This window comes from Pseudomonas sp. FW215-R2 (genome assembly GCF_058789255.1).
In genome coordinates, this window is sequence record NZ_JBYTBO010000007.1 from 70,442 (window position 1) to 97,254 (window position 26,813).

2 protein-coding genes (1 of these 2 cut by a window edge) are annotated in these 26,813 nt (G+C 63.6%); both read left to right on the top strand.

Going from position 1 to position 26,813, the window contains the following annotated elements:
* Positions 1–78: 78 nt before the first annotated feature.
* Entirely contained in the window at positions 79–17,043 is a 16,965-nt protein-coding gene (locus tag AC3WRD_RS12005) for a non-ribosomal peptide synthase/polyketide synthase (protein ID WP_102621951.1), read from the top strand.
* Positions 17,043–26,813: the 5' portion of a non-ribosomal peptide synthetase gene (locus AC3WRD_RS12010; RefSeq protein WP_102621952.1), read on the top strand. 3,735 nt of this gene lie beyond the right edge of the window; the window shows 9,771 of its 13,506 coding nt (coding positions 1–9,771); the start codon lies at positions 17,043–17,045; its stop codon lies off the right edge, out of view. The genes AC3WRD_RS12005 and AC3WRD_RS12010 overlap by 1 nt, the downstream gene beginning before the upstream one ends.

Sequence of the window (26,813 nt, forward strand, 5' to 3'; positions counted from 1 at the left end):
TAATTTTTCCGCTTTGCATTCGTTTTATAGGGACGACGTGCCTTTGTGCTGCCAGCCTACTGATTCGGATACCAAGAAATGAATGCTGAAGACTCCTTGAAACTTGCTCGCCGGTTTATCGGGTTGCCCCTGGAAAAGCGCCAGATGTTCCTCGCGGCCCTGCACAAGGAGGGCGTGGATTTCGCCCGTTTTCCGATTCCCCAAGGGGTCGAGGCCGATGATCGGCAGGCGCTGTCCTACGCGCAGCAGCGCATGTGGTTTCTCTGGCAACTGGACCCGCACAGCGGCGCCTACAACTTGCCGGGCGCGGTGCGCCTGACGGGGCGCTTGAGCCTGACTGCGCTCGAGGCGGCGTTTGCCAGCCTGGTGGCGCGTCACGAAACCCTGCGCACGGTGTTCCAGCGACAGGCCGACGACAGTCTGCTGCAAGTGCCGGCCGAAGCGCCGCTGGTGATCGAGCACGTAGATTTCAGCGGTCTCGCCGCGCCCGAGCGCGAAGCCGCGGTAGCCGACGCCGCTCAGCAACAATCCTTGCAGCCATTCGATCTGGCCGTCGGCCCGCTGCTGCGGGTCAAGTTGCTCAAGCTCGACGAACAGGAGCACGTGCTGCTGCTGACCTTGCACCACATCGTTTCCGATGGCTGGTCGATGAACGTGCTGATCGACGAATTCATCCGTTGCTATGACGCCCATGAAGCCGGGCAGTCGCCGCAACTGGCGCCGTTGCCGATCCAGTACAGCGACTACGCACTGTGGCAGCGCCGCTGGCTGGAAGCGGGCGAACAGGCGCGGCAACTGGAATACTGGCAGGCGCAACTGGGCGATGAGCACCCGGTGCTGGAACTGCCAACCGATCACCCGCGCCCGGCGATGCCGAGCTATCGCGGTACGCGTTACGAATTCGCCATCGACGGCGCGCTGGCGGAACAACTGCGCAGCAGCGCCCAACAGCACAACATCACCTTGTTCATGTTGCTGCTCGGCGCTTTCAACGTGCTGCTGCATCGCTACACCGGGCAGTCGGACATTCGCGTCGGCGTGCCGATCGCCAACCGCAACCGAGGTGAAATCGAAGGCCTGATCGGCTTCTTCGTCAACACCCAGGTCCTGCGGACCGAACTGGACGGGCAGACGCGCGTCGGCGATCTGTTGCGCGTCGTCAAAGAGACCGCGCTCGGCGCCCAGGCTCATCAGGACTTGCCGTTCGAGCGGCTGGTCGAAGCGCTGAAACTGGAACGCAGCCTCAGCCACACGCCGCTGTTTCAGGTGATGTACAACCATCAGCCGCAAGTCGCCGACATCAGCACGGTGAGCACCGCGTCCGGGCTGGAACTGGGCGTCATCGAATGGCAGGGGCGCACCACGCAATTCGATCTGACCCTGGACACTTACGAGAAGGGCGGCCGGCTGCACGCCGCGCTGACCTACGCCAACGATCTGTTCGACCCACAGACCATCACGCGCATGGCGCAGCACTGGCTGAACCTGCTGCGTGGCATGGTGCAGAACAGCAATCAGCGCATCAGCGATCTGCCGTTGCTGGAAGCGGCCGAATACCAACGCATGGTGTTCGACTGGAACAGCGCGCAGGCCGGCACTACCCAGGCGTCGAGCATCCATCGCTTGATCGAGCAACAAGTTGCCGCCCAGCCGGACGCGCTGGCCGTGACCTTTGGCGAGCAAACCTTCACCTACGCCGAGGTCGATGCGCGGGCCAATGCGCTGGCGCACAAACTGATCGAATGCGGCGTTGGCCCGGAAGTCCGGGTCGGCGTTGCCATGCAGCGTTCCGACAGTTTGCTGGTGGCGTTGCTGGCGGTGCTCAAGGCCGGTGGCGCCTACGTGCCGCTGGACCCGGATTACCCGGCGGATCGCGTCGCCTACATGCTTGAAGACAGCCGCGCGCTGGTGCTGCTGACCGAGCAGGCCGTGGCCGAGACGCTTTCCGTCAACGCCGAAACCCAAGTCCTGTTGCTGGACCGGATCGCCGCCGAACTGGCGGCGTATCCGTCCAGTACGCCAGTCACGGCGGTGACGCCGGACAACCTCGCTTACGTGATCTACACCTCCGGTTCCACCGGCAAACCAAAAGGCGTGGCCATCGCGCACCGCAACGTGCAGGCCTTGATCGACTGGTCGCACACGGTCTACAGCCGCGATGACATTCAAGGTGTGCTGGCGTCGACGTCGGTGTGCTTCGACCTGTCGGTGTGGGAGCTGTTTGTCACCCTCGCCAACGGCGGTTCGGTGATCATCGCGCGCAATGCCCTAGAGCTGCCGCAACTGCCGGCACGCGATCAGGTGCGGTTGATCAACACCGTGCCTTCGGCGATCAATGCCTTGCAGCGCGACGGTGCGATCCCGTCGAGCGTGCGCATCATCAACCTCGCGGGTGAACCGCTGAAGCAAAGCCTGGTCGAGGCGCTGTATCAACAGGCCAGCGTCGAACATGTCTACGACCTGTACGGCCCGTCGGAAGACACCACGTATTCCACCTGGACCCGTCGTGCGGTGGGCGGTACGCCGAGCATCGGTCGACCACTGACCGGCACCGCCAGCTATCTGCTGGACGCTGATTTGCAACCGGTGCCGCAAGGCGCAGCGGCCGAACTGTATCTGGCGGGTGCCGGTATTACCCGTGGCTATCTGGGCCGCGCAGCGATGACCGCCGAGAAGTACGTGCCCAATCCATTCGCCAACAACGGCGAGCGGCTGTACCGCACTGGTGACCTGACCCGTTATCAGGCCGATGGCGCGTTGCAATACGTCGGCCGGATCGACCACCAGGTGAAGGTGCGCGGTTTCCGCATCGAGCTCGGCGAAATCGAAGCGCGGCTGTTGCAACAGGACGCGGTGCGCGAGCTGGCGGTGCTGGCTCAGGAAGGCGCCAGCGGCCAACAATTGGTGGCCTACATCGTGCCGACCGACGCGACCGTGCTGGCGGCGGATGCCGATGCCCAGGCGAGCCTGCGCGAAACCCTGAAAGCGGCGCTGCGCCAACATTTGCCGGACTACATGGTGCCGGCGTACCTGCTGTTCCTCGAGCAATTGCCGCTGACGCCCAACGGCAAACTCGACCGCAAGGCGCTGCCGGCCGTCGATGGCAGCCAGCAACAACGCGAACACGTGGCGCCACGCAGCGCCCTGGAAAAAGCCCTGGCGGCGATCTGGCAGGACGTGTTGTCGATTGAAAACGTCGGCCTCGAAGACAACTTCTTCGAACTGGGCGGCGACTCCATCGTATCGATGCAAGTGGTCAGCCGCGCCCGTCAGGCCGGGATCGTGCTGAGCCCCAAAGAGCTGTTCCAGCACCAGACTATCCGCAGCCTCGCGCAAGTCGCCCGTCAGGGCCAACAGACGCTGATCGACCAAGGCCCGGCCGTGGGCGCCGTGGCGCTGGCGCCGGTGCAGCAGTGGTTCTTCGAACAGGACATTCCTCAACGTCAGCACTGGAACCAGTCGCTGTTGCTGACGGCGCAACAGCCTGTGGACGCTGGCGCGCTGGATCGCGCGCTGAGCCAGTTGCTCAACCATCACGACGCGCTGCGCCTGCGCTACGAATCGACTGCCGAGGGTTGGCAGCAGGCGTATGCCGCGCCAACCGGCGAGTCGGTGTTGTGGCAGCGCAACGCGCAATCGCTGGAAGACCTCAAGGCCTTGTGCGACGAAGCCCAGCGCAGCCTGGACCTGAGCAACGGCCCTTTGCTGCGCGCAATGCTGGTAAATCTGGCCGATGGCAGCCAGCGTTTGCTGCTGGTCGCGCATCACCTGGTGATCGACGGCGTGTCGTGGCGCGTTTTGCTGGAAGACTTGCAAGCCGCTTACACCCAGTCCCTAAGCGGCGCGGCGAGCGCCTTGCCAGGCAAGACCAGTTCGTATCAGCAGTGGGTCGCACGCCTGCAAGGGCACCTGCCGACTTTCGCCGAAAGCCTCGATTACTGGCAGGCGCAACTGCGTGACGCACCGCATGCCGAACTGCCTTGCGAGCGTCCTGACGGCGCACTGGAAAACCGTTTCGAAGACAAGGTCGAACTCAAGCTCAGCGCTGAACAGACCCGCAAGTTGCTGCAACAGGCCCCGGCGGCCTATCGCACCCAGGTCAACGACCTGCTGCTGACTGCGCTGGCCCGCGTGGTCTGCCGCTGGAGCGGCCAGGCCAGCACCCTGATTCAACTGGAAGGTCACGGTCGTGAAGACCTGTTCGATGACGTCGACCTGACCCGCACCCTTGGCTGGTTCACCAGCCTGTTCCCGGTCAATCTGCGCCCGGCGGACAACCTGGGCGCTTCGATCAAAGCCATCAAGGAACAACTGCGTGCCGTGCCGGACAAAGGCCTGAGCTACGGCGCACTGCGTTATCTGGCGGACGCGCAAACGGCAGCGTCGCTGAACAGCGACGTCAAACCGCGCATCACCTTCAACTACCTCGGTCAGTTCGACCGTCAGTTCGATGAGGCGGCACTGTTTGTGCCGTCCGGTGAAGGTGGCGGTGAAGCGCAGGATCCGTCGGCGCCGCTGGCCAACTGGCTGACGGTCGAAGGCCAGGTGTACGGCGGCGAGCTGGCGCTGAACTGGGGCTTCAGCCGTGAGATGTTCGACGCGGCGACCGTGCAGCAACTGGCGGATCAATACGCCCTTGAACTCAACGCTTTGATCGACCATTGCTGTGCGCTCGAAGCGCCGCAAGCGACACCGTCGGACTTCCCGCTGGCGCGCGTGACGCAGGCGCAACTCGATGCGCTGCCGGTGCCGGCCGGTGAGCTGGACGATCTCTATCCGCTGTCGCCGATGCAGCAGGGGCTGCTGTTCCATACCCTGTACGAGCAAGCAGCGGGCGAATACATCAACCAGATGCGCGTCGACGTTCAAGGCATCGATCCACAGCGTTTCCGCGATGCGTGGCAGGCCACCGTCGATGCCCAGGACATCCTGCGCAGCGGGTTTGTCTGGCAGGGCGAGCTGGCCGAGCCGGTGCAAATCGTCCACAAGCAGGTGCAATTGCCGTTCACCGCGCTGGACTGGCGCTCCCGTGACGATCAGCCACAAGCCCTCGCGGCGCTGGCCGATGCCGAGCGCCAACAAGGCTTCGACCTGACCTGCGCGCCGCTGCTGCGTCTGGTGCTGGTGCAGACCGGCGCCGAGCAGTGGCACCTGATCTACACCCATCACCACATCCTGATGGATGGCTGGAGCAACTCGCAGTTGCTCGGCGAAGTGTTGCAGCGCTACAGCGGGCAGATTCCGGCGAATGCCGGCGGACGCTATCGCGACTACATCGCCTGGCTGCAACGTCAGGACGCTCGACTCAGCGAAAACTTCTGGGGCGAGCAACTGGCCGCCCTGCAAGAGCCGACCCGTCTGGCCCGCGTGGCCTCGACCAGCGACAGCCAGAGCGGTCACGGCGATCACTTCCAGACCCTCGACGTGGCGCAAACCCGTGTGCTGGAAACCTTCGCCCGCCAGCAGAAAGTCACCGTCAACACCTTGATCCAGGCCGCGTGGCTGCTGTTGCTGCAACGCTACACCGGTCACGAAGCCGTGGCGTTCGGAGCCACGGTTGCCGGGCGTCCGGCGGACCTGCCGGGCATCGAGCAGCAGGTCGGACTGTTCATCAATACCTTGCCGGTGATCGGTGCGCCGCGTCCCGATCAAAGCGTGGGCCACTGGCTGCAAGCCGTGCAGGGGCAGAACCTCAGCCTGCGCGATTTCGAGCACACGCCGCTGGCGGACCTTCAGCGTTGGGCCGGGCAGGGCGGTGAAGCGCTGTTCGACAACATTCTGGTGTTCGAAAACTACCCGATTGCCCAGGCCCTGAAGCAAGGCGCCGATCAGGGCGTGGTGTTCGGCGAAGTCGCCAACCTGGAACAGACCCACTATGCGTTGAGCGTCGCCGTCACCCTCGGTGAGCAACTGGCGCTGCACTACAGCTTCGACCGTGGCCATTTCGCCAGCGCTGCCATCGAAGGCATCAGCGCACACCTGCTGCAATTGCTTGAGCAGTTTGCCGTGTCGGCCGAGCGCAGCCTCGGTGAAATCGCCTTGGCCGACGCCGGCGAACACGCCCGCCAACAAGCCGATAACCACCCGCAGCCGTACCCGGTGGACGTCGCTGTACATCAGCGGATCAGCACCTTGGCCGCCGAGCGTCCGCAGCGCACCGCAGTGATTTTCAATGGTCAGCACTTCAGCTATGGCGAGATCGATCAGCGCGCCAATCAACTGGCCCACGCGCTGATTGCCCGCGGTGTCGGTGCCGAAACCCGGGTCGGCGTGGCCTTGCCGCGCAGCGAAGCGGTGATCGTCGCCTTGCTGGCCGTACTCAAGGCGGGCGGTGCCTATGTGCCGCTGGACACCAGTTATCCGCGCGAGCGTCTGGCGTACCTGATCGAGGATTCGGGGCTGGCGTTGCTGATCAGCGATTCGTCGGTGTCGGCGCAATTGCCGGTCGCCGAATCGGTGCCGGTGCTGGAACTGGATCGCCTCGACTTGCGCGAGTGGCCGATCAAGGCACCGCAGGTGCAGCTCGATCCGGACAACCTCGCCTACGTGATCTACACCTCCGGTTCCACCGGTAATCCGAAGGGCGTCAGCGTTGCCCACGGCCCGTTGGCGATGCACTGCCAGGCCATCGGTCAGCGTTATGAAATGCGTGACAGCGACTGCGAATTCCACTTCATGTCGTTCGCCTTCGACGGTGCCCACGAGCGCTGGCTGACCAGCCTGACCCACGGTGCCTCGCTGCTGATCCGCGACGACACGCTGTGGACCCCGGAACAGACGTACAACGCGATGCGCGAACACGGTGTGACCGTGGTTGCGTTCCCGCCGGTGTACTTGCAACAACTGGCCGAACACGCCGAGCGCGAGGGCAATCCACCCAAGGTGCGTATCTACTGCTTCGGCGGTGACGCGGTGCCGAGCGCCAGTTTCGAACGGGTCAAACGCGCCCTCGATCCGGACTACATCATCAACGGCTACGGACCGACCGAAACCGTAGTCACGCCGCTGATCTGGAAGGCCGGTCGCGAAGTGCCGTGCGGTGCGGCCTACGCGCCGATCGGCAGCCGTATCGGTGACCGCAGCGCCTATGTGCTCGACGCCGATCTGAACCTGTTGCCGCAAGGCATGGCTGGCGAGTTGTACCTCGGCGGCACGGGCCTGGCGCGTGGTTACCTCAACCGTCCGGGGCTGACAGCCGAGCGTTTTGTCGCGGATCCGTTCAGCCACACCGGTGGCTTGCTGTACCGCACCGGCGACCTGGTGCGCCAGCGTGCCGACGGCACCTTCGACTACCTGGATCGCATCGACAATCAGGTGAAAATTCGTGGTTTCCGGATCGAACTGGGGGAAATCGAAGCCTGCCTGCAAGCCCTCGACGGCGTGCGGGAAGCGGTAGTCGTGGCGCAGGAAGGCAGCGCCGGCAGCGGCAAGCGTCTGGTGGCCTACGTGGTCGGTGATTCGGCCCGCGAGGATTTCGCCGAAGACCTGCGCGAGCAGCTCAAAGCCACACTGCCGGCGCACATGGTGCCGGCCTACGTGCTGCGTCTGGAACGCATGCCGCTGACACCGAACGGCAAACTCGACCGCAAGAACCTGCCGAAACCGGATGTCAGCCAACTGCAACAAGCCTACGTCGCGCCGCAAACCGTGCTGGAGCAGCAACTGGCGACGATCTGGCAGGACGTGCTGAAACTTCAGCAGGTGGGTGTCAGCGACAACTTCTTCGAACTGGGTGGCGATTCGATCATCTCGATCCAGGTGGTCAGCCGTGCGCGGCAGGCCGGGATCCGCTTCACGCCGAAAGACTTGTTCCAGCACCAGACCATCGCCGCACTGGCGGCGGTGGCCAAGGTGGGCGAGCAGGCGCAAGCCATCGATCAGGGTCCGGTGACCGGTGCGCTGCCGTTGCTGGCGGTGCAACAGGCCTTCTTCGAACAGGACATCCCTGAGCGTCAGCACTGGAACCAGGCGGTGATGCTCAAGCCGACTCAGCCGTTGCAAGCAGCTGCACTGGAGCAGGCGCTGGAATCGCTGGTCGCGCATCACGATGGTTTGCGCCTGAGTTTCGTCGAGCAGGCCGATGGCTGGCACGCCGAGTACCGTGGCGTCGACAGCCGCAACGATGCTCTTCTGTGGACGGTCGATGTGGCCGATGTCGCCGCGCTGGAAGCGGTGGCCAACGAGGCGCAACGCAGCCTCGATCTGCAAGCCGGGCCGCTGCTGCGTGCGGTGCTGGCAAACCTCGACGATGGCAGCCAGCGGTTGTTGCTGGCGATCCATCACCTGGTGGTGGACGGCGTGTCGTGGCGGATTCTGTTCGATGATCTGCAAAGCGCTTACCGGCAGATCGCAGCGGGCGAACCCCTGCAATTGCCGGCGAAAACCAGCGCCGCCAAGGCTTGGGCCGAACACCTGCAAACCTACGCCCGCAGCAGCGATCTGCGTTCCGAGCTGGCGTACTGGCAGGGCCAGCTTCAAGGCGCCGATGTCGCGCTGCCGCTGGACAACGCCGACGGTGGTCTGCAAAACCGTCATGCGTTGACCGTGCGTACCCGTCTGGACAAGGCCCTGACCCGTCAGTTGCTGCAGGACGCTCCGGCGGCCTATCGCACCCATGTCAATGACTTGCTGCTGACCGCACTGGCCCGCGTGATGGTGCGCTGGACCGGCGCCGACAGTGCATTGATTCAACTCGAAGGCCATGGCCGTGAAGAGCTGTTCGACAGCATCGACCTGACCCGCACCGTGGGCTGGTTCACCACCGTGTACCCGGCCAAACTGACGCCGGTTGCAGAACTGGGCGCGTCGCTGAAACAGATCAAGGAACAACTGCGCGCGATCCCCAACAAGGGCATCGGTTTTGGAGCGCTGGCGTATCTGGGCGAGGACGCTGATCGCGCCTCCCTCGCGCAACTGCCGGTTCCGCGCCTGACCTTCAACTACCTGGGTCAGTTCGACGGCAGCTTCGACGCCGCCGATGGCGCGCTGTTCGTGCCGTCCAGCGAAGCGGCGGGCGATGAACTGAATGCCAATGCGCCGCTGGCCAACCAGTTGGCGCTCAACGGCCAGGTGTATGGCGGCGAACTGAACCTGGGCTGGACGTTCAGCCATGAGATGTTCGATGAGGCAACGATTCAGCGTCTGGCCGATGATTACGCCCAGGAGCTGCAAGCGCTGATCGCGCATTGCTGCCAGGCCGATCATCACGGTGTCACGCCGTCGGACTTCCCGCTGGCACGTTTGAGCCAGGCTCAACTGGACGGCTTGCCGCTGGCGCCGCAGTTGATCGAAGACGTTTATCCGCTGTCGCCGATGCAGCAGGGCATGCTGTTCCACGCGGTGTATGAAGAGTCCACCGGCAACTACATCAACCAGATGCGCCTGGACGTCGAAGGCCTCGACCCCGAGCGTTTCCATCAGGCCTGGCAGGCCGCCGTCGATGCGCACGACATTCTGCGTACGCGGTTCGTCTGGCAGGGCCAGCTGGATGCGCCGGTGCAAGTGGTCAGCAAGCACGCGCAAATGCCTTACAGCCTGCACGACTGGCGTGCGCAGCCGCAGCGGGAAGACGCGTTGCAGACCCTGGCCGACGCCGAGCGTCAGAGCCTGGACCTGAATGCATCGACCCTGCTGCGTTTGGTGATCGTGCGTATCGATGACCAGCGTCATCACTTGATCTACACCAACCACCACATCCTGATGGATGGCTGGAGCAACTCGCAGTTGCTCGGCGAAGTGCTGCAACGCTACAGCGGCAAGTTCAGCGCGGCACACGCGGGCCACTACGGCGATTACATCGGTTGGCTGCAGCGTCAGGACGCGGCGGCAAGTGAAGCGTTCTGGCTGCCGGCGTTGCGCACGCTGGACGAACCGACGCGCCTGGCTCACGCCATCGCCCGGCCGAAAGATGCACCGGCGGTGCAAGGCTACGGCGACCATTATCGCGTGCTGGACAGCGAGCAGACCGCTCGCTTGGGCGACTTCGCCCGCGCTTCCAAAGTCACCGTCAACACCCTCGTTCAGGCCGCATGGCTGCTGGTGCTGCAACGCTACACCGGCAAGGCCAGCGTCGCGTTCGGCGCCACCGTGGCGGGGCGTCCGGCGGACTTGCCGGGAATCGAGCAACAGATCGGTCTGTTCATCAACACCTTGCCGGTGATCGCCAGCCCACGGCCCGAGCAATCGCTCGGCAGCTGGCTGCAAGCGGTGCAGGCGCAAAACCTCGCGCTGCGCGAGTTCGAACACACCGCGCTGTTCGATATCCAGCGCTGGGCCGGGCAGGGCGGCGAAGCGCTGTTCGACAACATTCTGGTGTTCGAAAACTACCCGATTGCCCAGGCGCTGGAGCAGGGCGCACCGCAAGGTCTGCGCTTCGGCCCGGTGGCCAACCACGAACAGACCAACTACCCGCTGACCCTGGGCGTGAGCCTGGAAGGCACGCTGGAAGTGCATTACAGCTTTGACCGCGAACACTTTGCCGACGCCACCGTCGAGCAACTGGGCGCTCAGTTGAATCACGTGCTGATGCAGATGGCCGCCGGTTCCGATCAACGTTGCCTGGGCGACCTGCAACTGCTCGACGCGGCTGCACGGGAGCTGGCGCTCAATGATTGGGGCTATTGCGCAGGGCACTACCCAACTGCGCTGCACGTGCATCAATTGTTCGAACAGCAGGTGCAACGCGCGCCGGATCAGGTCGCGCTGTACTTTGCCGATCAGCGTCTGACGTACGCCGAACTCAATCAGCAGGCCAACCGTCTGGCGCACACCTTGCGTCAGCGCGGCGTCGGTCCTGACGTGCTGGTGGGGATCGCCGTCGAGCGTTCGCTGGAGATGATCATCAGCCTGTTGGCGGTGCTCAAGGCCGGCGGCGCGTACGTGCCGCTGGACCCGCAATACCCGAGTGATCGCCTGACCTGCATGATCGAAGACAGCGGCCTGCTGCTGTTGCTGAGCCAGAGCCATTTGCTGGAGCGTCTGCCGCAGGTCGCAGGCGTCGAGGTGCTGTGTGTTGATCGTCAACCAGAGCAGCTCGAAAGCGCTGATCTGTCGAACCTGACCCTGGCCGATAACCTCGCGTACGTGATGTTCACATCGGGCTCCACCGGACGTCCGAAAGGCGTGGGGATCAATCAGGCGTCGCTGACCAAGCACGCCTACGTGACCGTGGACCTGATGGCGTTGACCGCGCAGGACTGCGTGCTGCAATTCTCGACGTTCAACTTCGACGGTTTTGTCGAGCAGCTGTACCCGGCGCTGATCACCGGTGCTTCGGTCGTGCTGCGCGGCACCGAGATCTGGGACAGCGAAACCCTGTACACCGAGATGCTCGACAAGCGCATCAGCGTGATCGATCTGACCACCGCCTACTGGGGCATGCTGGCCAAGGACTTCGCCGAAGTCGGCCCGCGTGACTACGGCGTGTTGCGTCAGGTGCATGCCGGCGGTGAAGCGATGCCGCCCGAAGGCATGGCGGCCTGGAACAAGGCCGGTCTGGCCCACGTTCGTTTGCTCAACACCTACGGCCCGACCGAAGCCACCGTGACCGCCACGTCGCTGGATTGCGGCGACTACGTGACCGGTGCCGAGCCGACGCCATCGACCTTGCCGATCGGTTCGGCGTTGCCGGGCCGTTCCATCTACCTGCTGGACATCGCCGGGCAACCGGTGCCGGTGGGCGCGGTGGGTGAGCTGATGATCGGCGGCGAATTGCTCGCTCGCGGTTACTTCAACCGTCCGGACCTGAGTGCCGAGCGCTTCATGCCGGATCCGTTCTCGGTGCAGCCGGGCGCACGTCTGTATCGCACCGGTGACCTGGCGCGGTTCCGTGCCGACGGGGTGATCGAGTACATCGGGCGTGTCGACCATCAGGTGAAGATTCGTGGTTTCCGTATCGAACTCGGTGAAATCGAAGCGCGCCTGCTGGATGCCCAGACCGTCCGCGAAACGCTGGTGATGGCGGTGGCCGGGCCAAGTGGTCAGCAACTGGTGGCCTACGTGGTGCCGACCGACGCCGAGCCGGTCATGGCCGACAGCGATCTGCAAAGCGAACTGCGCCGTGCATTGCACGAGCAGCTTCAGCAAACCTTGCCGGACTACATGGTGCCGACGCACCTGTTGTTCCTGGCGAAAATGCCGCTGTCGCCCAACGGCAAACTCGATCGTCATGCGTTGCCGAAACCCGATGCGGCGCAGGCGCAGCAGGATTACCTGGCCGCTACCAATGCCGCCGAGCAAACGCTGGTGGACATCTGGCAAGCGGTGCTGGGCTTGGCGCAAATCGGTGTGACCGACAACTTCTTCGAACTGGGCGGTGATTCGATCGTCTCGATTCAAGTGGTCAGCCGCGCCCGTCAGGCGGGTATTCATTTCAGTCCGAAAGACCTGTTCCAGCACCAGACCATTCAAGGTCTGGCCAGTGTCGCGCGGGTCGGCGAGGGCGGTTTTGTCATCGACCAGTCGCCGGTCACCGGTGCGTCGCTGTTGCTGCCGGCGCAGTTGCAGTTCTTCGAAGAAGGCGTGGCCGAGCCGCATCACTGGAACCAGTCGGTGCTGCTCAACACCTCGCAGACCCTGGACGCCGGGCATCTGAAGGCCGCCCTCGACGCGTTGATCGAACACCACGATGCACTGCGCTTGTCGTTTGCGTCTGTCGATGGCCAATGGACCGCGCAACACCGGGCGGTCGGCGAGCAGCCGGAGGATCTGCTGTGGCAAGCCCAGGTCGCAGACGCCGCAGAACTCGAAGCACTGGGCCTTGAAGCGCAACGCAGCCTCGCCCTCGGCGGGCCGTTGTTGCGCGCCGTACTGGCGACCCTGGCGGACGGCAGTCAGCGGCTGTTGCTGGTGATCCATCACCTGGTGGTCGACGGCGTTTCGTGGCGTGTTCTGCTGGAAGACCTGCAAGGGCTTTACCAGCAAATCAGCAGCACCCAGCCGATGAAACTGCCGGCCCGGACCAGCGCGTTCAAAACCTGGGCCGAGCGCCTGCACGCTTATGCGAGCAGCGAAACGCTGCTGGCCGAGCAACCTTACTGGCTCGAACAGCTGCAAAATGTATCCAGCCAGTTGCCGGTGGATCACGCCGACGGCAGCTTGCAGAGCCGTCATGAACACACGGTGCAGACCCGACTCGGTGCGGACCTGACCCGGAAACTGCTGCAAGACGCGCCAGCGGCCTATCGCACCCAGGTCAACGACCTGTTGCTGACCGCACTGGCACGGGTGATCAGCCGTTGGACCGGTGAGGATTCGACGCTGATTCAGCTCGAAGGCCATGGCCGCGAAGACCTGTTCGCCGACATCGACCTGAGCCGCAGTGTGGGCTGGTTCACCAGCCTGTTCCCGGTCAAGCTGACTGCCAGCGCAGAACTCGGCGCTTCGCTCAAAGCGGTCAAGGAACAACTGCGCGCCATCCCGAACAAAGGCATCGGCTTCGGTGTGTTGCGTTATCTGGGCAGCGACGCGGTCCGTGAAACCCTGCGTGCCTTGCCGCAACCGGTGATCACCTTCAACTACCTGGGGCAGTTCGACAGCAGCTTCGATGCTGGGCAGGCAGCCCTGTTTACGCCGTCCAGTGAAGCACGCGGTGTGGAGCAGAGCCTGGACGCCTTGCTCAGCAGTCCGTTGACCCTCAACGGCGGCATTTACGGCGGCGAATTCAGCCTCGGCTGGACCTTCAGTGAGCGCATGTTCGAGCGCGGCACCGTTCAAGCCCTGGCCGACGATTACGCGCAGGAACTGGCGGCACTGATCGAACATTGCTGCCGCGACGGCGTGCACGGTGTGACACCGTCGGACTTCCCGCTGGCACCGCTGAGCCAGACACAACTCGATGGGTTGCCGCTGCCGGCGTCGTTGATCGAAGACATCTACCCGCTGTCGCCGATGCAGCAAGGCATGCTGTTCCACACGCTGTACGAGGAAGAGGCGGGCGACTACATCAACCAGACCCGCGCCGATGTGCAGGGCCTGGATGTCGAGCGCTTCCGTGCTGCCTGGCAGGCAGCGTTGCAGGCGCATGACGTGCTTCGCAGCGGTTTCCTGTGGCAGGGCGAGCGCCCGGTGCAAGTGGTGCACAAGCAGGTCGAACTGCCGTTCAGCGTGCAGGACTGGCGTGGTCGCCGTGACTATCAGGCTGACCTCGACGCACTGGCTGCGCAGGAGCGCAAACAGGGCTTCGAGCTGACCGCCGCGCCGTTGCTGCGCCTGTGTCTGGTGCGCATCGACGATGACACCTACCACCTGATCTACACCAACCATCACATCCTGATGGATGGCTGGGGCAACTCGCAGTTGATGGGCGAAGTGCTGCACCGCTACAGCGGTCAGCCGCTGGCGCAATCGGTGGGGCGTTATCGCGACTACATCGCCTGGCTGCAACGTCAGGACGGCAGCGTCAGCGAGTCGTTCTGGAAAACCCAGTTGGCCGACCTGCAAGAGCCGACCCGCCTGACCCAAGCCATCGCCCGTCGTGATGACCTGATGGACGTCGCAGGGTATGCCGATCATCAGCGCGTCATGAATGCCGCTGCCACCCGGCAACTGGCCGAGTTCGCCCGCGAACAGAAAGTCACCCTCAACACCCTGGTGCAAGCGGCGTGGCTGCTGTTGCTGCAACGCTACAGCGGTCAGGACACGGTCGCGTTCGGCGCGACGGTGGCCGGGCGTCCGGCGGATCTCAAAGGCATCGAGCAGCAGATCGGGCTGTTCATCAACACCCTGCCGGTGATCGGCACCCCGCGTGCCGAGCAGAGTGTCGGCCAGTGGCTGCACACCGTGCAGACGCAAAACCTGAGCCTGCGCGAGCACGAACACACGCCGCTGTTCGAGATCCAGCGCTGGGCCGGCAAGGGCGGCGATGCCCTGTTCGACAGCATTCTGGTGTTCGAGAACTACCCGGTATCGGAGGCCATGCAACAGGGTGCGCCGGCCGGATTGCGCTTCACCGACGTCACCAACCACGAGCAGACCAACTACCCGTTGACCCTTGCCGTGAGCATGGGCGACACGCTGTCGCTGCACTTCAGCTACGGCCGTGCGCATTTTGCCGAAGTCGACATTGCGCGACTGGGCGAACACTTGCACAACCTGCTGACGCAGATGATGCAGGGCGGCGCTTTGGCGTTGGGCCAACTGGAATTGCTCTCCTGCGAGGAGCAACAGCAGCAGGTCGAACAATGGAACGCGACGGCCACGGAATACCCGCTGTCGCGCAGCGTGCATTCGCTGATCGAGGATCAGGTGCGCGCCACGCCAGACGCTTTGGCGCTGGTGTTCGGCGAGCAACGCCTGAGCTATGCCCAACTCAACGCCCGCGCCAACCAGTTGGCTGCGGTATTGATCGAACACGGTGTCGGCCCGGAAGTGCTGGTCGGGATCTCGGTCGAGCGCTCGCTGGAAATGGTTGTCGGCCTGCTGGCGATTCTCAAGGCGGGCGGTGCGTATCTGCCGCTGGACCCAGAGTACCCGCAGGATCGTCTGGCCTACATGTTCGAGGACAGCGGCATTGCCTTGCTGCTGACGCAAAGCCATCTGCTGGCGCAACTGCCGGTTCCGGCGGGGCTGCGCAGTCTGGTGCTGGATCAGGAAGGTGATTGGCTGGAAGGTCGCAGCGAGGCCAACCCGGAGCTGAACATCGATCCGGAAAACCTCGCCTACGTGATCTACACCTCCGGCTCGACCGGCAAACCGAAAGGCGCGGGCAACCGTCATTCGGCGCTGGTCAACCGCTTGTGCTGGATGCAACAGGCCTATCAGCTGACCGCTGACGACAGCGTGCTGCAAAAGACTCCGTTCAGCTTCGACGTGTCGGTGTGGGAGTTCTTCTGGCCGTTGATGACCGGTTCGTCGTTGGTGGTCGCGGCTCCGGGCGCACACCGTGATCCGGCGCAGTTGATTCAGGTCATCACCGAACAGCGCATCACCACGTTGCACTTCGTGCCATCAATGTTGCAGGCGTTCCTGCAAGACCCGGCGGTGGCCGAATGCACCAGCCTGACGCGGATCGTGTGCAGCGGTGAAGCCTTGCAAGTCGATGCGCAGCAGCAGGTGTTCGCCAAGTTGCCGAACGCCGGGTTGTTCAACCTCTACGGCCCGACCGAAGCGGCCATCGACGTCACTCACTGGACCTGCCGCGACGAAGGTCGCGACAGTGTGCCGATCGGTCAGCCCATCGCCAACCTCAGCACTTACATCCTCGACAACAGCCTGGCTCCGCTGCCGGCCGGCGTGATCGGCGAACTGTACCTGGGCGGTGAAGGCCTGGCCCGTGGATACCATCGTCGTCCGGCGTTGACCGCTGAGCGTTTCGTCACCAGTCCGTTCGGTGACGGCCAGCGCCTGTACCGCACCGGTGACCTGGCGCGCTATCGCGCCGACGGCGTGATCGAGTACGCCGGGCGTATGGACCATCAGGTGAAGATCCGCGGTCTGCGTATCGAACTGGGTGAAATCGAAGCGCGTCTGGCCGAACACGATGACGTGCGCGAGACCGTGGTCATCGCTCAGGACGGCTCGTTGCTGGTGGGTTACGTGGTGCCAAACGACGCCCGTCTGGTGGAGGCCGACGAGGCCAGCCGCAGCGAACTGTTCCAGCGCCTTAAAGAACACCTCGCCCGGAACGTTCCTGACTATATGGTTCCGCTGCACTGGGTGCTGCTGGCGAAAATGCCGGTCAGCCCGAACGGCAAACTCGAACGCAAGGCACTGCCCAAGTTCGATGCCAGCCAGGCGCAGCAGGCCTTTGTCGCGCCGTCCACTGAACTGCAACAACAAGTGGCGGCCATCTGGCAGGACGTGCTGCAACTGGAGCGCATCGGCCTCAACGACAACTTCTTCGAACTGGGCGGCCACTCCTTGCTGGCCGTCACCGTGGTTTCGCGCCTGCAACTGGAACTGGGCCTGAAGCTGACACCGCAATTGATTTTCCAGCACCCCGCGCTTGGCGATTTCGTCAGCCAGCTGGACGCCGCCGATGAGCAAGTCGATATGTTGAAACTGAGCAAGCTGGAATCCCTGCTTGATGAAATGGAGGAGGCTTGATGGATAGGAATGTCGCACTGAAGATTGCCAGGCGGTTTATTTGTCTGCCCCTGGAAAAGCGCACGCTCTATCTTGAAAAGATGCTCCAGGAAGGGGTTTCTCCCGCGAACCTGCCGATTCCGCAGACCCGCGAGGAGTTCACCGCGATCCCGTTGTCGTTCGCTCAGGACCGGCAATGGTTTGTCTGGCAGATGGACCCGCACAGTGCGGCCTACAACATCCCGACGGCGCTGCAGTTGCGCGGCGTCCTCGACGTGCCGGCGCTGGAGTGTGCGTTCAACGCCGTGATCGCCCGTCACGACAGCCTGCGCACGACCTTCGGTCAGGACGACGAAGGCGCTGTGCAGGTGATTCACGCGCAGCTGCCGCTGACCATCGCGGTGGATGCGCTGGAAAGTGCGGCGGATCCGGCGCAACGCGAGCAGCAGATTCAGGCTTACATCAACGAACAGTTGCACCTTCCGTTCGATCTGCAGACCGGCCCGCTGATGCGCGCCAGCCTGCTGCGTCTGGCGGATGACGAGCATGTGCTGGCCGTCACCGTGCACCACATTGCGGCCGATGGCTGGTCGATGCGGGTCATGGTCGAAGAGCTGGTGCAGTTGTATTCCGGTTATGCACAGGGGCGCGACGTCAGCCTCGCCGAATTGCCAATCCAGTACGCCGACTACGCCATCTGGCAGCGGCACTGGATGGAGGCGGGCGAGCGCGCGCGGCAATTGGCTTACTGGCAGGAACAACTGGGCACCGACCATTCGGTGCTGCAACTGCCGACCGATTTTCCTCGGCCGTCGGTGCAGAGCTTCCGTGGCCAGCGGCTCGACGTAACCCTCGACAATCAATTGGCTGCCGGTCTGAAAACTCTCGCCCAGCGCGAAGGCATGACCGTGTTCATGGTCTTGCTGGCCTCGTTCCAGGCCTTGTTGCACCGCTACAGCGGCCAGAACGAAATCAGCGTCGGCGTACCCAACGCCAACCGCAACCGGGTCGAGACCGAGCGCTTGATCGGCTTCTTCGTCAACACCCAGGTGCTCAAGGCACGCATTGACCCGCAGGCGAGTTTTCGCAGCCTGTTGCAACAGGTCAAGCAATCGGCGATGGGTGCCCAGGCGCATCAGGAACTGCCGTTCGAACAGTTGGTGGAAGCTCTGCAACCGGAACGCAGCCTGAGCCACAGCCCGCTGTTCCAGGTGATGTTCAACCACCAGAACCTCGCGACCGGAGAGTCGCAGCAAGGCGCGCGTCTGCCGGGTCTGCAAATCGATCCGCTGAGCATGGCCAGCCAGACCGCTCAGTTCGACCTGAGCCTGGACACCTTCGAGACCCCGCAAGGTCTCGGCGCACAGCTGACTTTCGCCACCGATCTGTTCAGCACCGCCACCATCGAACGTATGGCCGGGCATTGGCAAAACCTGCTGGCAGCGGTTGTGGCCGACGCGAGTTGCTCGCTGGCCGAACTGGTGCTGCTCGATAGCGCAGAACGCGACGTGATTGTCGAAGGCTGGAACGCCACTGCCACGGAATACCCGCTGTCACGCAGCGTGCATTCGTTGATCGAAGATCAGGTACGCGCCACTCCGGACGCCTTGGCGCTGGTGTTTGGTGAACAGCGTCTGACTTACGCCCAGCTCAATGCCCGCGCCAATCAATTGGCAGCGGTGTTGATCGAACACGGTGTCGGCCCGGAAGTATTGGTCGGCATCTCGGTCGAGCGCTCGCTGGAAATGGTCGTCGGCCTGCTGGCGATTCTCAAGGCCGGCGGTGCGTATCTGCCGCTGGATCCGGAGTACCCGCAGGATCGTCTGGCCTACATGTTCGAGGACAGCGGGATTGCCTTGTTGCTGACCCAAAGCCACTTGCTGGCGCAACTGCCGGTTCCGGCGGGGCTGCGCAGTCTGGTGCTGGATCAGGAAGGTGATTGGCTGGAAGGTCGCAGCGAGGCCAACCCGGAGCTGAACATCGATCCGGAAAACCTCGCCTACGTGATCTACACCTCGGGCTCGACCGGTAAACCGAAAGGTGCGGGCAACCGCCACTCGGCGCTGGTCAACCGCTTGTGCTGGATGCAGCAGGCCTATCAGCTGACGGCTGAAGACAGCGTTCTGCAAAAGACCCCGTTCAGTTTCGACGTTTCGGTGTGGGAGTTCTTCTGGCCGTTGATGACCGGTTCTTCGTTGGTGGTGGCGGCTCCGGGCGCGCACCGTGATCCGGCGCAACTGATTCAGGTGATCACCGAGCAACGCATCACCACGCTGCACTTCGTGCCGTCGATGTTGCAGGCGTTCCTGCAGGATCCAGCGGTGGCGGAATGCACCAGCCTGACCCGAATTGTGTGCAGCGGTGAAGCGTTGCAGGTCGATGCGCAACAGCAGGTGTTCGCCAAGTTGCCGAACGCCGGACTGTTCAACCTCTACGGCCCGACCGAAGCGGCCATCGACGTGACCCATTGGACTTGCCGCGACGAAGGCCGCGACAGCGTGCCGATCGGTCAGCCGATTGCGAATCTGAGCACCTACATCCTCGACAACAGCCTGGCGCCGTTGCCGGTGGGTGTGATCGGCGAACTGTACCTGGGCGGTGAAGGCCTGGCCCGTGGATACCATCGTCGTCCGGCGTTGACCGCTGAGCGTTTCGTCACCAGTCCGTTCGGTGACGGCCAGCGTCTGTACCGCACCGGTGACCTGGCGCGCTATCGCGCCGACGGCGTGATCGAGTACGCCGGGCGTATGGACCACCAGGTGAAGATCCGTGGCCTGCGTATCGAACTGGGCGAAATCGAAGCGCGACTGGCTGAGCACGATGATGTACGGGAAACCGTGGTCATCGCCCAGGACGGCTCGTTGCTGGTGGCCTACGTGGTGCCCGACGATGAAGCGCTGTTGAATGCGGATGACGCCACGCGCAGCGCGAAAAACCTCGAGCTCAAGGCGCATCTGGGGCAGAGCCTGCCGGAGTTCATGGTGCCGCAGCACTGGGTCTGGCTGGAGAAAATGCCGGTCAGCCCCAACGGCAAACTCGAACGCAAGGCGTTGCCGAAGTTTGATGCCAGCACCCTGCAAAACACCTTTGTCGCGCCGCAGAGCGAACTGCAAAAACACGTCGCGGCGATCTGGCAGGACGTGCTCAAGCTTGAGCGCGTCGGCCTGACCGACAACTTCTTCGAACTGGGCGGGCATTCGCTGCTGGTGACCCAGGTGGTGTCGCGCATCCGCCGCACGCTGGATATTCAGGTGCCGCTGCGCACGCTGTTCGAACACAGCAGCCTGGAAGCGTTTGTCCGCGTCCTCGATGCCGATCAACAGACCACGCAAACCCCGATTCCACAGGTCGGCCGCGAGCAACCGCTGGCGCTGTCCTACGCACAGGAACGTCAATGGTTCCTGTGGCAGATGGACCCGCAAAGCGCCGCCTACAACATTCCCACCGCGCTGCGCCTGCGCGGCGAACTCGATCGTGCGGCACTGGAGCAAAGCTTCCAGGCGCTGATCCAGCGCCACGAAAGCCTGCGCACGGCGTTTGTCGATACCGACGGGCGCGTGCAGCAAGTGATCCGGCCGAGCGGGCAGGTGGCGTTGCACGAGCAGACGCTGGCCAACGCCACGGAAGAGCAGATCAAAACCTTCGTCGAACAACAGACCCAGCAGGCGTTCGATCTGTTGGCAGGCGAGTTGCTGCGGGTGACCTTGCTGCGCATCAGCGACACCGACCATGTGCTGGTCTTGACCCTGCACCACATCGTCTCCGATGGCTGGTCGATGCAGGTGATGATCGAGGACCTGATCGCCTGCTACGCGGCGTTCAGTCAGGGCCGCGCGGCCGAGTTGCCGGCGCTGGCGGTGCAGTACGCCGATTACGCGGTGTGGCAGCGCGAGTGGATGGACAACGGCGAGCGCGAACGCCAACTGACGTACTGGAAGACTCAACTGGGCAGCGAGCAACCGCTGCTGGAAATGCCGGCCGACCACCCGCGTCCCGCCGTGCAGAGCTTTCGCGGTGCGCGCCTGAACGTGACCCTCGAACCGGCGCTGGGTGACGCACTCAAGGCGCTGGCGCGGCGTGAAGGCGTGACCGTGTTCATGTTGCTGCTGGCTTCGTTCCAGACCCTGTTGCACCGCTACAGTGGTCAGTCGGATATCCGCGTCGGGGTGCCGATTGCCAACCGCAATCGTCTGGAAATCGAGCGACTGATCGGCTTCTTCGTCAACACCCAGGTGCTGCGGGCCGAGTTCGATCCGGCGCTGGATTTCGCCCGGTTGTTGCAGCAGGTCAAGCACACTGCGATTGCCGCGCAAATGCATCAGGACCTGCCGTTCGAGCAACTGGTCGATGCCTTGCAGCCTGAACGCAATCTGAGCCACAGCCCGTTGTTCCAGGCGATGTTCAACCATCGCACCGAAGCCGAGTCCGATCTCGTCGCGCAATTGCCGGGGCTGAACCTGCAAAGCCTGAGCTGGGAACACCGGACCGCGCAGTTCGATCTGGCGCTGGACACCGGCGACAGCCCGGAAGGCCTGGACGCGTCCTTTACTTACGCCACCGATCTGTTCGAGGCGAGCAGCATCCAGCGCCTCGCCGGGCATTGGCTGAACCTGCTCAAAGCCGTCGTGGCCGACCCGGCGCGTCCGCTGGCCGAACTGGTGTTGCTCGACGGCGCAGAGCGCGAACTGATTGTCGAAGGCTGGAACGCCACCGCCACCGAATACCCACTGTCGCGCAGTGTGCATTCGCTGATTGAGGAACAGGTGCGCGCCACCCCGGACGCCTTGGCGCTGGTGTTTGGTGAACAACGTCTGACTTACGCCCAGCTCAACGCTCGCGCTAATCAGCTGGCAGCGGTGCTGATCGAAAACGGTGTTGGCCCGGAAGTATTGGTCGGGATCTCGGTCGAGCGCTCGCTGGAAATGGTTGTCGGCCTGCTGGCGATTCTCAAGGCGGGCGGTGCGTATCTGCCGCTGGACCCAGAGTACCCGCAGGATCGTCTGGCCTACATGTTCGAGGACAGCGGGATTGCCTTGCTGCTGACCCAAAGCCATCTGCTGGCGCAACTGCCGGTTCCGGCGGGGCTGCGCAGTCTGGTGCTGGATCAGGAAGGTGACTGGCTGGAAGGTCGCAGCGAGGCCAACCCGGAGCTGAACATCGATCCGGAAAACCTCGCTTACGTGATCTACACCTCCGGCTCGACCGGCAAACCGAAAGGCGCGGGCAATCGTCACTCGGCACTGGTCAACCGCTTGTGCTGGATGCAACAGGCCTATCAGCTGACGGCTGACGACAGCGTGCTGCAAAAGACTCCGTTCAGCTTCGACGTGTCGGTGTGGGAGTTCTTCTGGCCGTTGATGACCGGCTCTTCGTTGGTGGTCGCGGCTCCGGGCGCGCACCGTGATCCGGCGCAACTGATTCAGGTGATCACCGAACAGCGCATCACCACGCTGCACTTCGTGCCATCAATGTTGCAGGCGTTCCTGCAGGATCCGGCGGTGGCCGAATGCACCAGCCTGACGCGGATTGTGTGCAGCGGTGAAGCCCTGCAAGTCGATGCGCAGCAGCAGGTGTTCGCCAAGTTGCCGAACGCCGGGTTGTTCAACCTCTACGGTCCGACTGAAGCAGCGATCGACGTCACCCACTGGACGTGCCGCGACGAAGGTCGCGACAGCGTGCCGATCGGTCAGCCAATCGCGAATCTGAGCACCTACATCCTCGACAACAGCCTGGCGCCGTTGCCGGTCGGTGTGATCGGCGAGTTGTACCTGGGTGGCGAAGGCCTGGCCCGTGGTTATCACCGTCGTCCGTCGCTGACTGCCGAGCGCTTTGTCACCAGTCCGTTCGGTGACGGCCAGCGCCTGTACCGCACCGGTGACCTGGCGCGCTATCGCGCCGACGGTGTGATCGAGTACGCCGGGCGTATGGACCATCAGGTGAAGATCCGTGGTCTGCGCATCGAACTGGGCGAAATCGAAGCGCGTCTGGCCGAACACGATGACGTACGCGAGACCGTAGTCATCGCCCAGGACGGTTCGTTGCTGGTGGGTTATGTGGTGCCGAACGACGAATCGCTGCTTGAGGCGGACGATGATCGTCGCCAGGCCTTCCAGCGCCGTCTCAAGGAACACCTGAGCCAGAACCTGCCGGAATACATGATCCCTCAACACTGGCTGTTGCTGGCGAAGATGCCGGTCAGCCCCAACGGCAAACTCGAGCGCAAAGCCCTGCCGAAGGCCGATCTGAGCGTCAGCCAGAAAGCCTACAGCGCGCCGACCAGCGAGATCGAGCAAGCGCTGGTGGCGATCTGGCAGAACGTGCTGGGCCTGGAGCAGGTGGGCATTCACGACAACTTCTTCGAGCTGGGCGGGGATTCGATCATCTCGATTCAGGTGGTCAGCCGCGCGCGTCAGGCCGGGATTCATTTCAGTCCCAAGGATCTGTTCCTGCACCAGAACGTGCAGAGTCTGGCGGCCGTGGCCAAGGTCGGTGTGGCCGGTCCGAGCATTGATCAGGGCTCGGTGACGGGCGACAGTCCATTGCTGCCGTTCCAGCAATTGTTCTTCGACAGCGCCATGGCCGAGCCGCATCACTGGAACCAGTCGGTGTTGCTCAAACCGCGCGAAACGCTGGAGGCCGCCCACGTCGAACAAGCGTTGCAGGCGCTGCTGGTGCAGCACGACGCCTTGCGATTGGCGTTCAGTCAGCGTGACGGCCAGTGGTCTGCAACTCACCGTGCGCCGGGCGTCGAACCGCTGCTCTGGCAACACGCGGTGGCGGATGATGCCGCGCTGGAACAACTGGGCGAACAGGCACAACGCAGCCTCGACCTGGCAAACGGCCCGTTGTTGCGGGCACTGTTGGCGACCCTCGCCGATGGCAGCCAGCGCTTGTTGTTGGTGATCCATCACCTGGCGGTCGACGGGGTGTCGTGGCGGATTCTGCTGGAAGACCTGCAACAGGCGTATCAGCAGTTGCAGGCCGGTCAGACACTCAAACTGCCGGCCAAGACCAGCGCTGCGAAAACCTGGGCGCAACGTCTGCAAACCTACGCCGCCAGCCCGGCACTGCAAACGGAGTTGGGTTTCTGGCAGGCGCAGCTGCAAGGCGCGAAGGTTGAACTGCCGCTGGATCACGCGGATGGCGCGCTGCAAAACCGCTACGCCGCGAGCGTCGAAACCCGCCTCGACAAAGAGCAGACCCGCCAACTACTGCAACAGGCACCGGCGGCGTATCGCACGCAGGTCAACGACCTGTTGCTGACCGCGCTGGCACGGGTCATTTCCCGCTGGACCGCCAGCGACTCGACCCTGATTCAGCTCGAAGGCCACGGCCGTGAAGACCTGTTCGATGAACTGGATCTGAGCCGCACCGTGGGCTGGTTCACCAGCCTGTTCCCGGTCCGGTTGACCCCGACTGCCGACCTTGCCGGGTCGATCAAGGCAGTCAAGGAGCAACTGCGCGCGATTCCGGCCAAAGGCATCGGTTTCGGTGCGCTGCGTTATCTGGGCGACGACGCGGCGCGTCAGACCCTGCAAGCGCTGCCGATGCCGCGTATTACCTTCAACTACCTGGGTCAGTTCGATGCCGGTTTCGCTGACGATGGTGGCGCGCTGTTCAGCCCGGCCAACGAACCGGCCGGCGCCGAACAGAGCCCGTTGGCGGCGCTGGGTAACTGGCTGACGCTCAACGGTCAGGTGTATGGCGGTGAGTTGAGTGTCGGCTGGACGTTCAGTTCGCAGATGTTCGACACCGCGACCATTCAGGCGCTGGCCGATGCCTATGCGCAGGAACTGAAGGCGTTGCTGGAGCATTGCTGCCAGACCGACAGCCACGGCGTGACGCCGTCGGACTTCCCGCTGGCGCACCTGACTCAGGTGCAGCTCGATTCGCTGGCACTGGCACCGCAACAGATCGAAGACATCTATCCACTGTCGCCGATGCAGCAGGGCATGTTGTTCCACACCCTGTACGAGCAACAGGCCGGCGATTACATCAATCAGATGTGCGTCGACGTTCAAGGCCTGGACATCGAACGCTTCCGTGCGGCGTGGCAAGACGCGCTGGATGCCCACGATGTGCTGCGCAGCAGCTTTGTCTGGGACGGTGAATTCCAGCGTCCGGTGCAAGTCATCCACAAGCACCTGACGGTGCCGTTCAGCGTGCTCGACTGGCGTGACCACGCGGACCTGCCGCAAGCCATCGCCGCCCTGGCGCTGGCCGAACAGCAGCAAGGTTTCGAACTGGGCGCCGCGCCGTTGTTGCGTCTGGTGGTGGTGCGTACCGCTGCCGATGCCTGCCGCCTGATCTACACCAGCCATCACATCCTGATGGATGGCTGGAGCAATTCGCAGTTGCTCGGTGAAGTGCTGCAACGCTACAGCGGTCAGCCACCGGCCGGCGGCGCGGGTCGTTATCGCGATTACATTCAGTGGCTGTCGCGACAGGACGCGCACGTCAGCGAAGCGTTCTGGAACGCGCAACTGGCCGACCTGCAAGAGCCGACCCGACTGGCGCGCGCGTTTGCCGCAGTGCAACCGGTCAAGGGCCATGGCGAGCGTTTCCATGTGCTGGACGAGGTGCGCACGCGCCAGCTCAACGAGTTTGCCCGTGGCCACAAAGTCACCCTCAACACGCTGGTGCAAAGTGCCTGGCTGCTGCTGTTGCAACGCTTCACCGGGCTCGACACCGTCAGCTTCGGTGCGACCGTGTCCGGGCGTCCGGCGCAACTGGCCGGCGTCGAGCAACAGATCGGCCTGTTCATCAACACCTTGCCGGTGATCGCCAGTCCGCGTGCCGAACAAACGCTGAGTGCCTGGCTGCAACAGGTGCAGGCGCAGAACCTCGCACTGCGCGAGCAGGAACACACGCCGCTGTTCGAGATTCAGCGCTGGGCCGGGCAGGGCGGTGAAGCGCTGTTCGACAACATTCTGGTGTTCGAAAACTACCCGGTGTCCGAAGCGCTGCAACAAGGTGCGCCGCAGGATCTGCGCTTTGGCGAAGTAGCCAATCACGAACAGACCAACTACCCGCTGACCCTTGCGGTCAGCCTCGACGCCCAGCTGTCGTTGCACCTGAGTTTCGACCGTGAGCAGTTCGACGGACGTTCGGTCGAACAACTGGCGAGCCAGCTCGATCACCTGTTGCAGCAGATGGTGCAGGCACCGGCGTCGACCCGCCTCGGCGAACTGGCACTGGCGGCCGGGCCGATGCTCCCCGCCATCGACGCGCCGGCCAGCAAACATGGCGTGCATCAGTGGTTTGAACAGCAAGTGGCGCAAACCCCGGACGCCAATGCCCTGATATTCGAAGACCGGCAACTGACTTACGCCGAGCTCAATGCGGCCGCCAACCGCGTGGCCCACGGCTTGTTGCAACACAACGTCGGCAGCGATGTGCTGGTGGGGATTGCGGTTGATCGTTCGATGGACATGATCATCAGCCTGTTGGCCGTGCTTAAGGCGGGCGGGGCTTATGTGCCGCTGGATCCTGGCTACCCGGCCGACCGACTGCTGGCGATGATCGAAGACAGCGGCCTGCGCCTGATGCTCAGCCAGCAACACCTGCTGCAGCGGCTGCCTGCCGTGGCCGGTGTGCGCACGCTGACGGTGGACGGCGATGCATGGCCGTTGCTCGACAGCAACCCGTCACCCGTCGTGCACGGGCAAAGCCTGGCGTACGTGATGTTCACGTCCGGCTCGACCGGGCGCCCGAAAGGCGTGGGCATCAGCCACCAGACGCTGGCCCGGCACACCCGTGTGTCCGAGGCCTACAAAGGCCTGTCGGCCAGT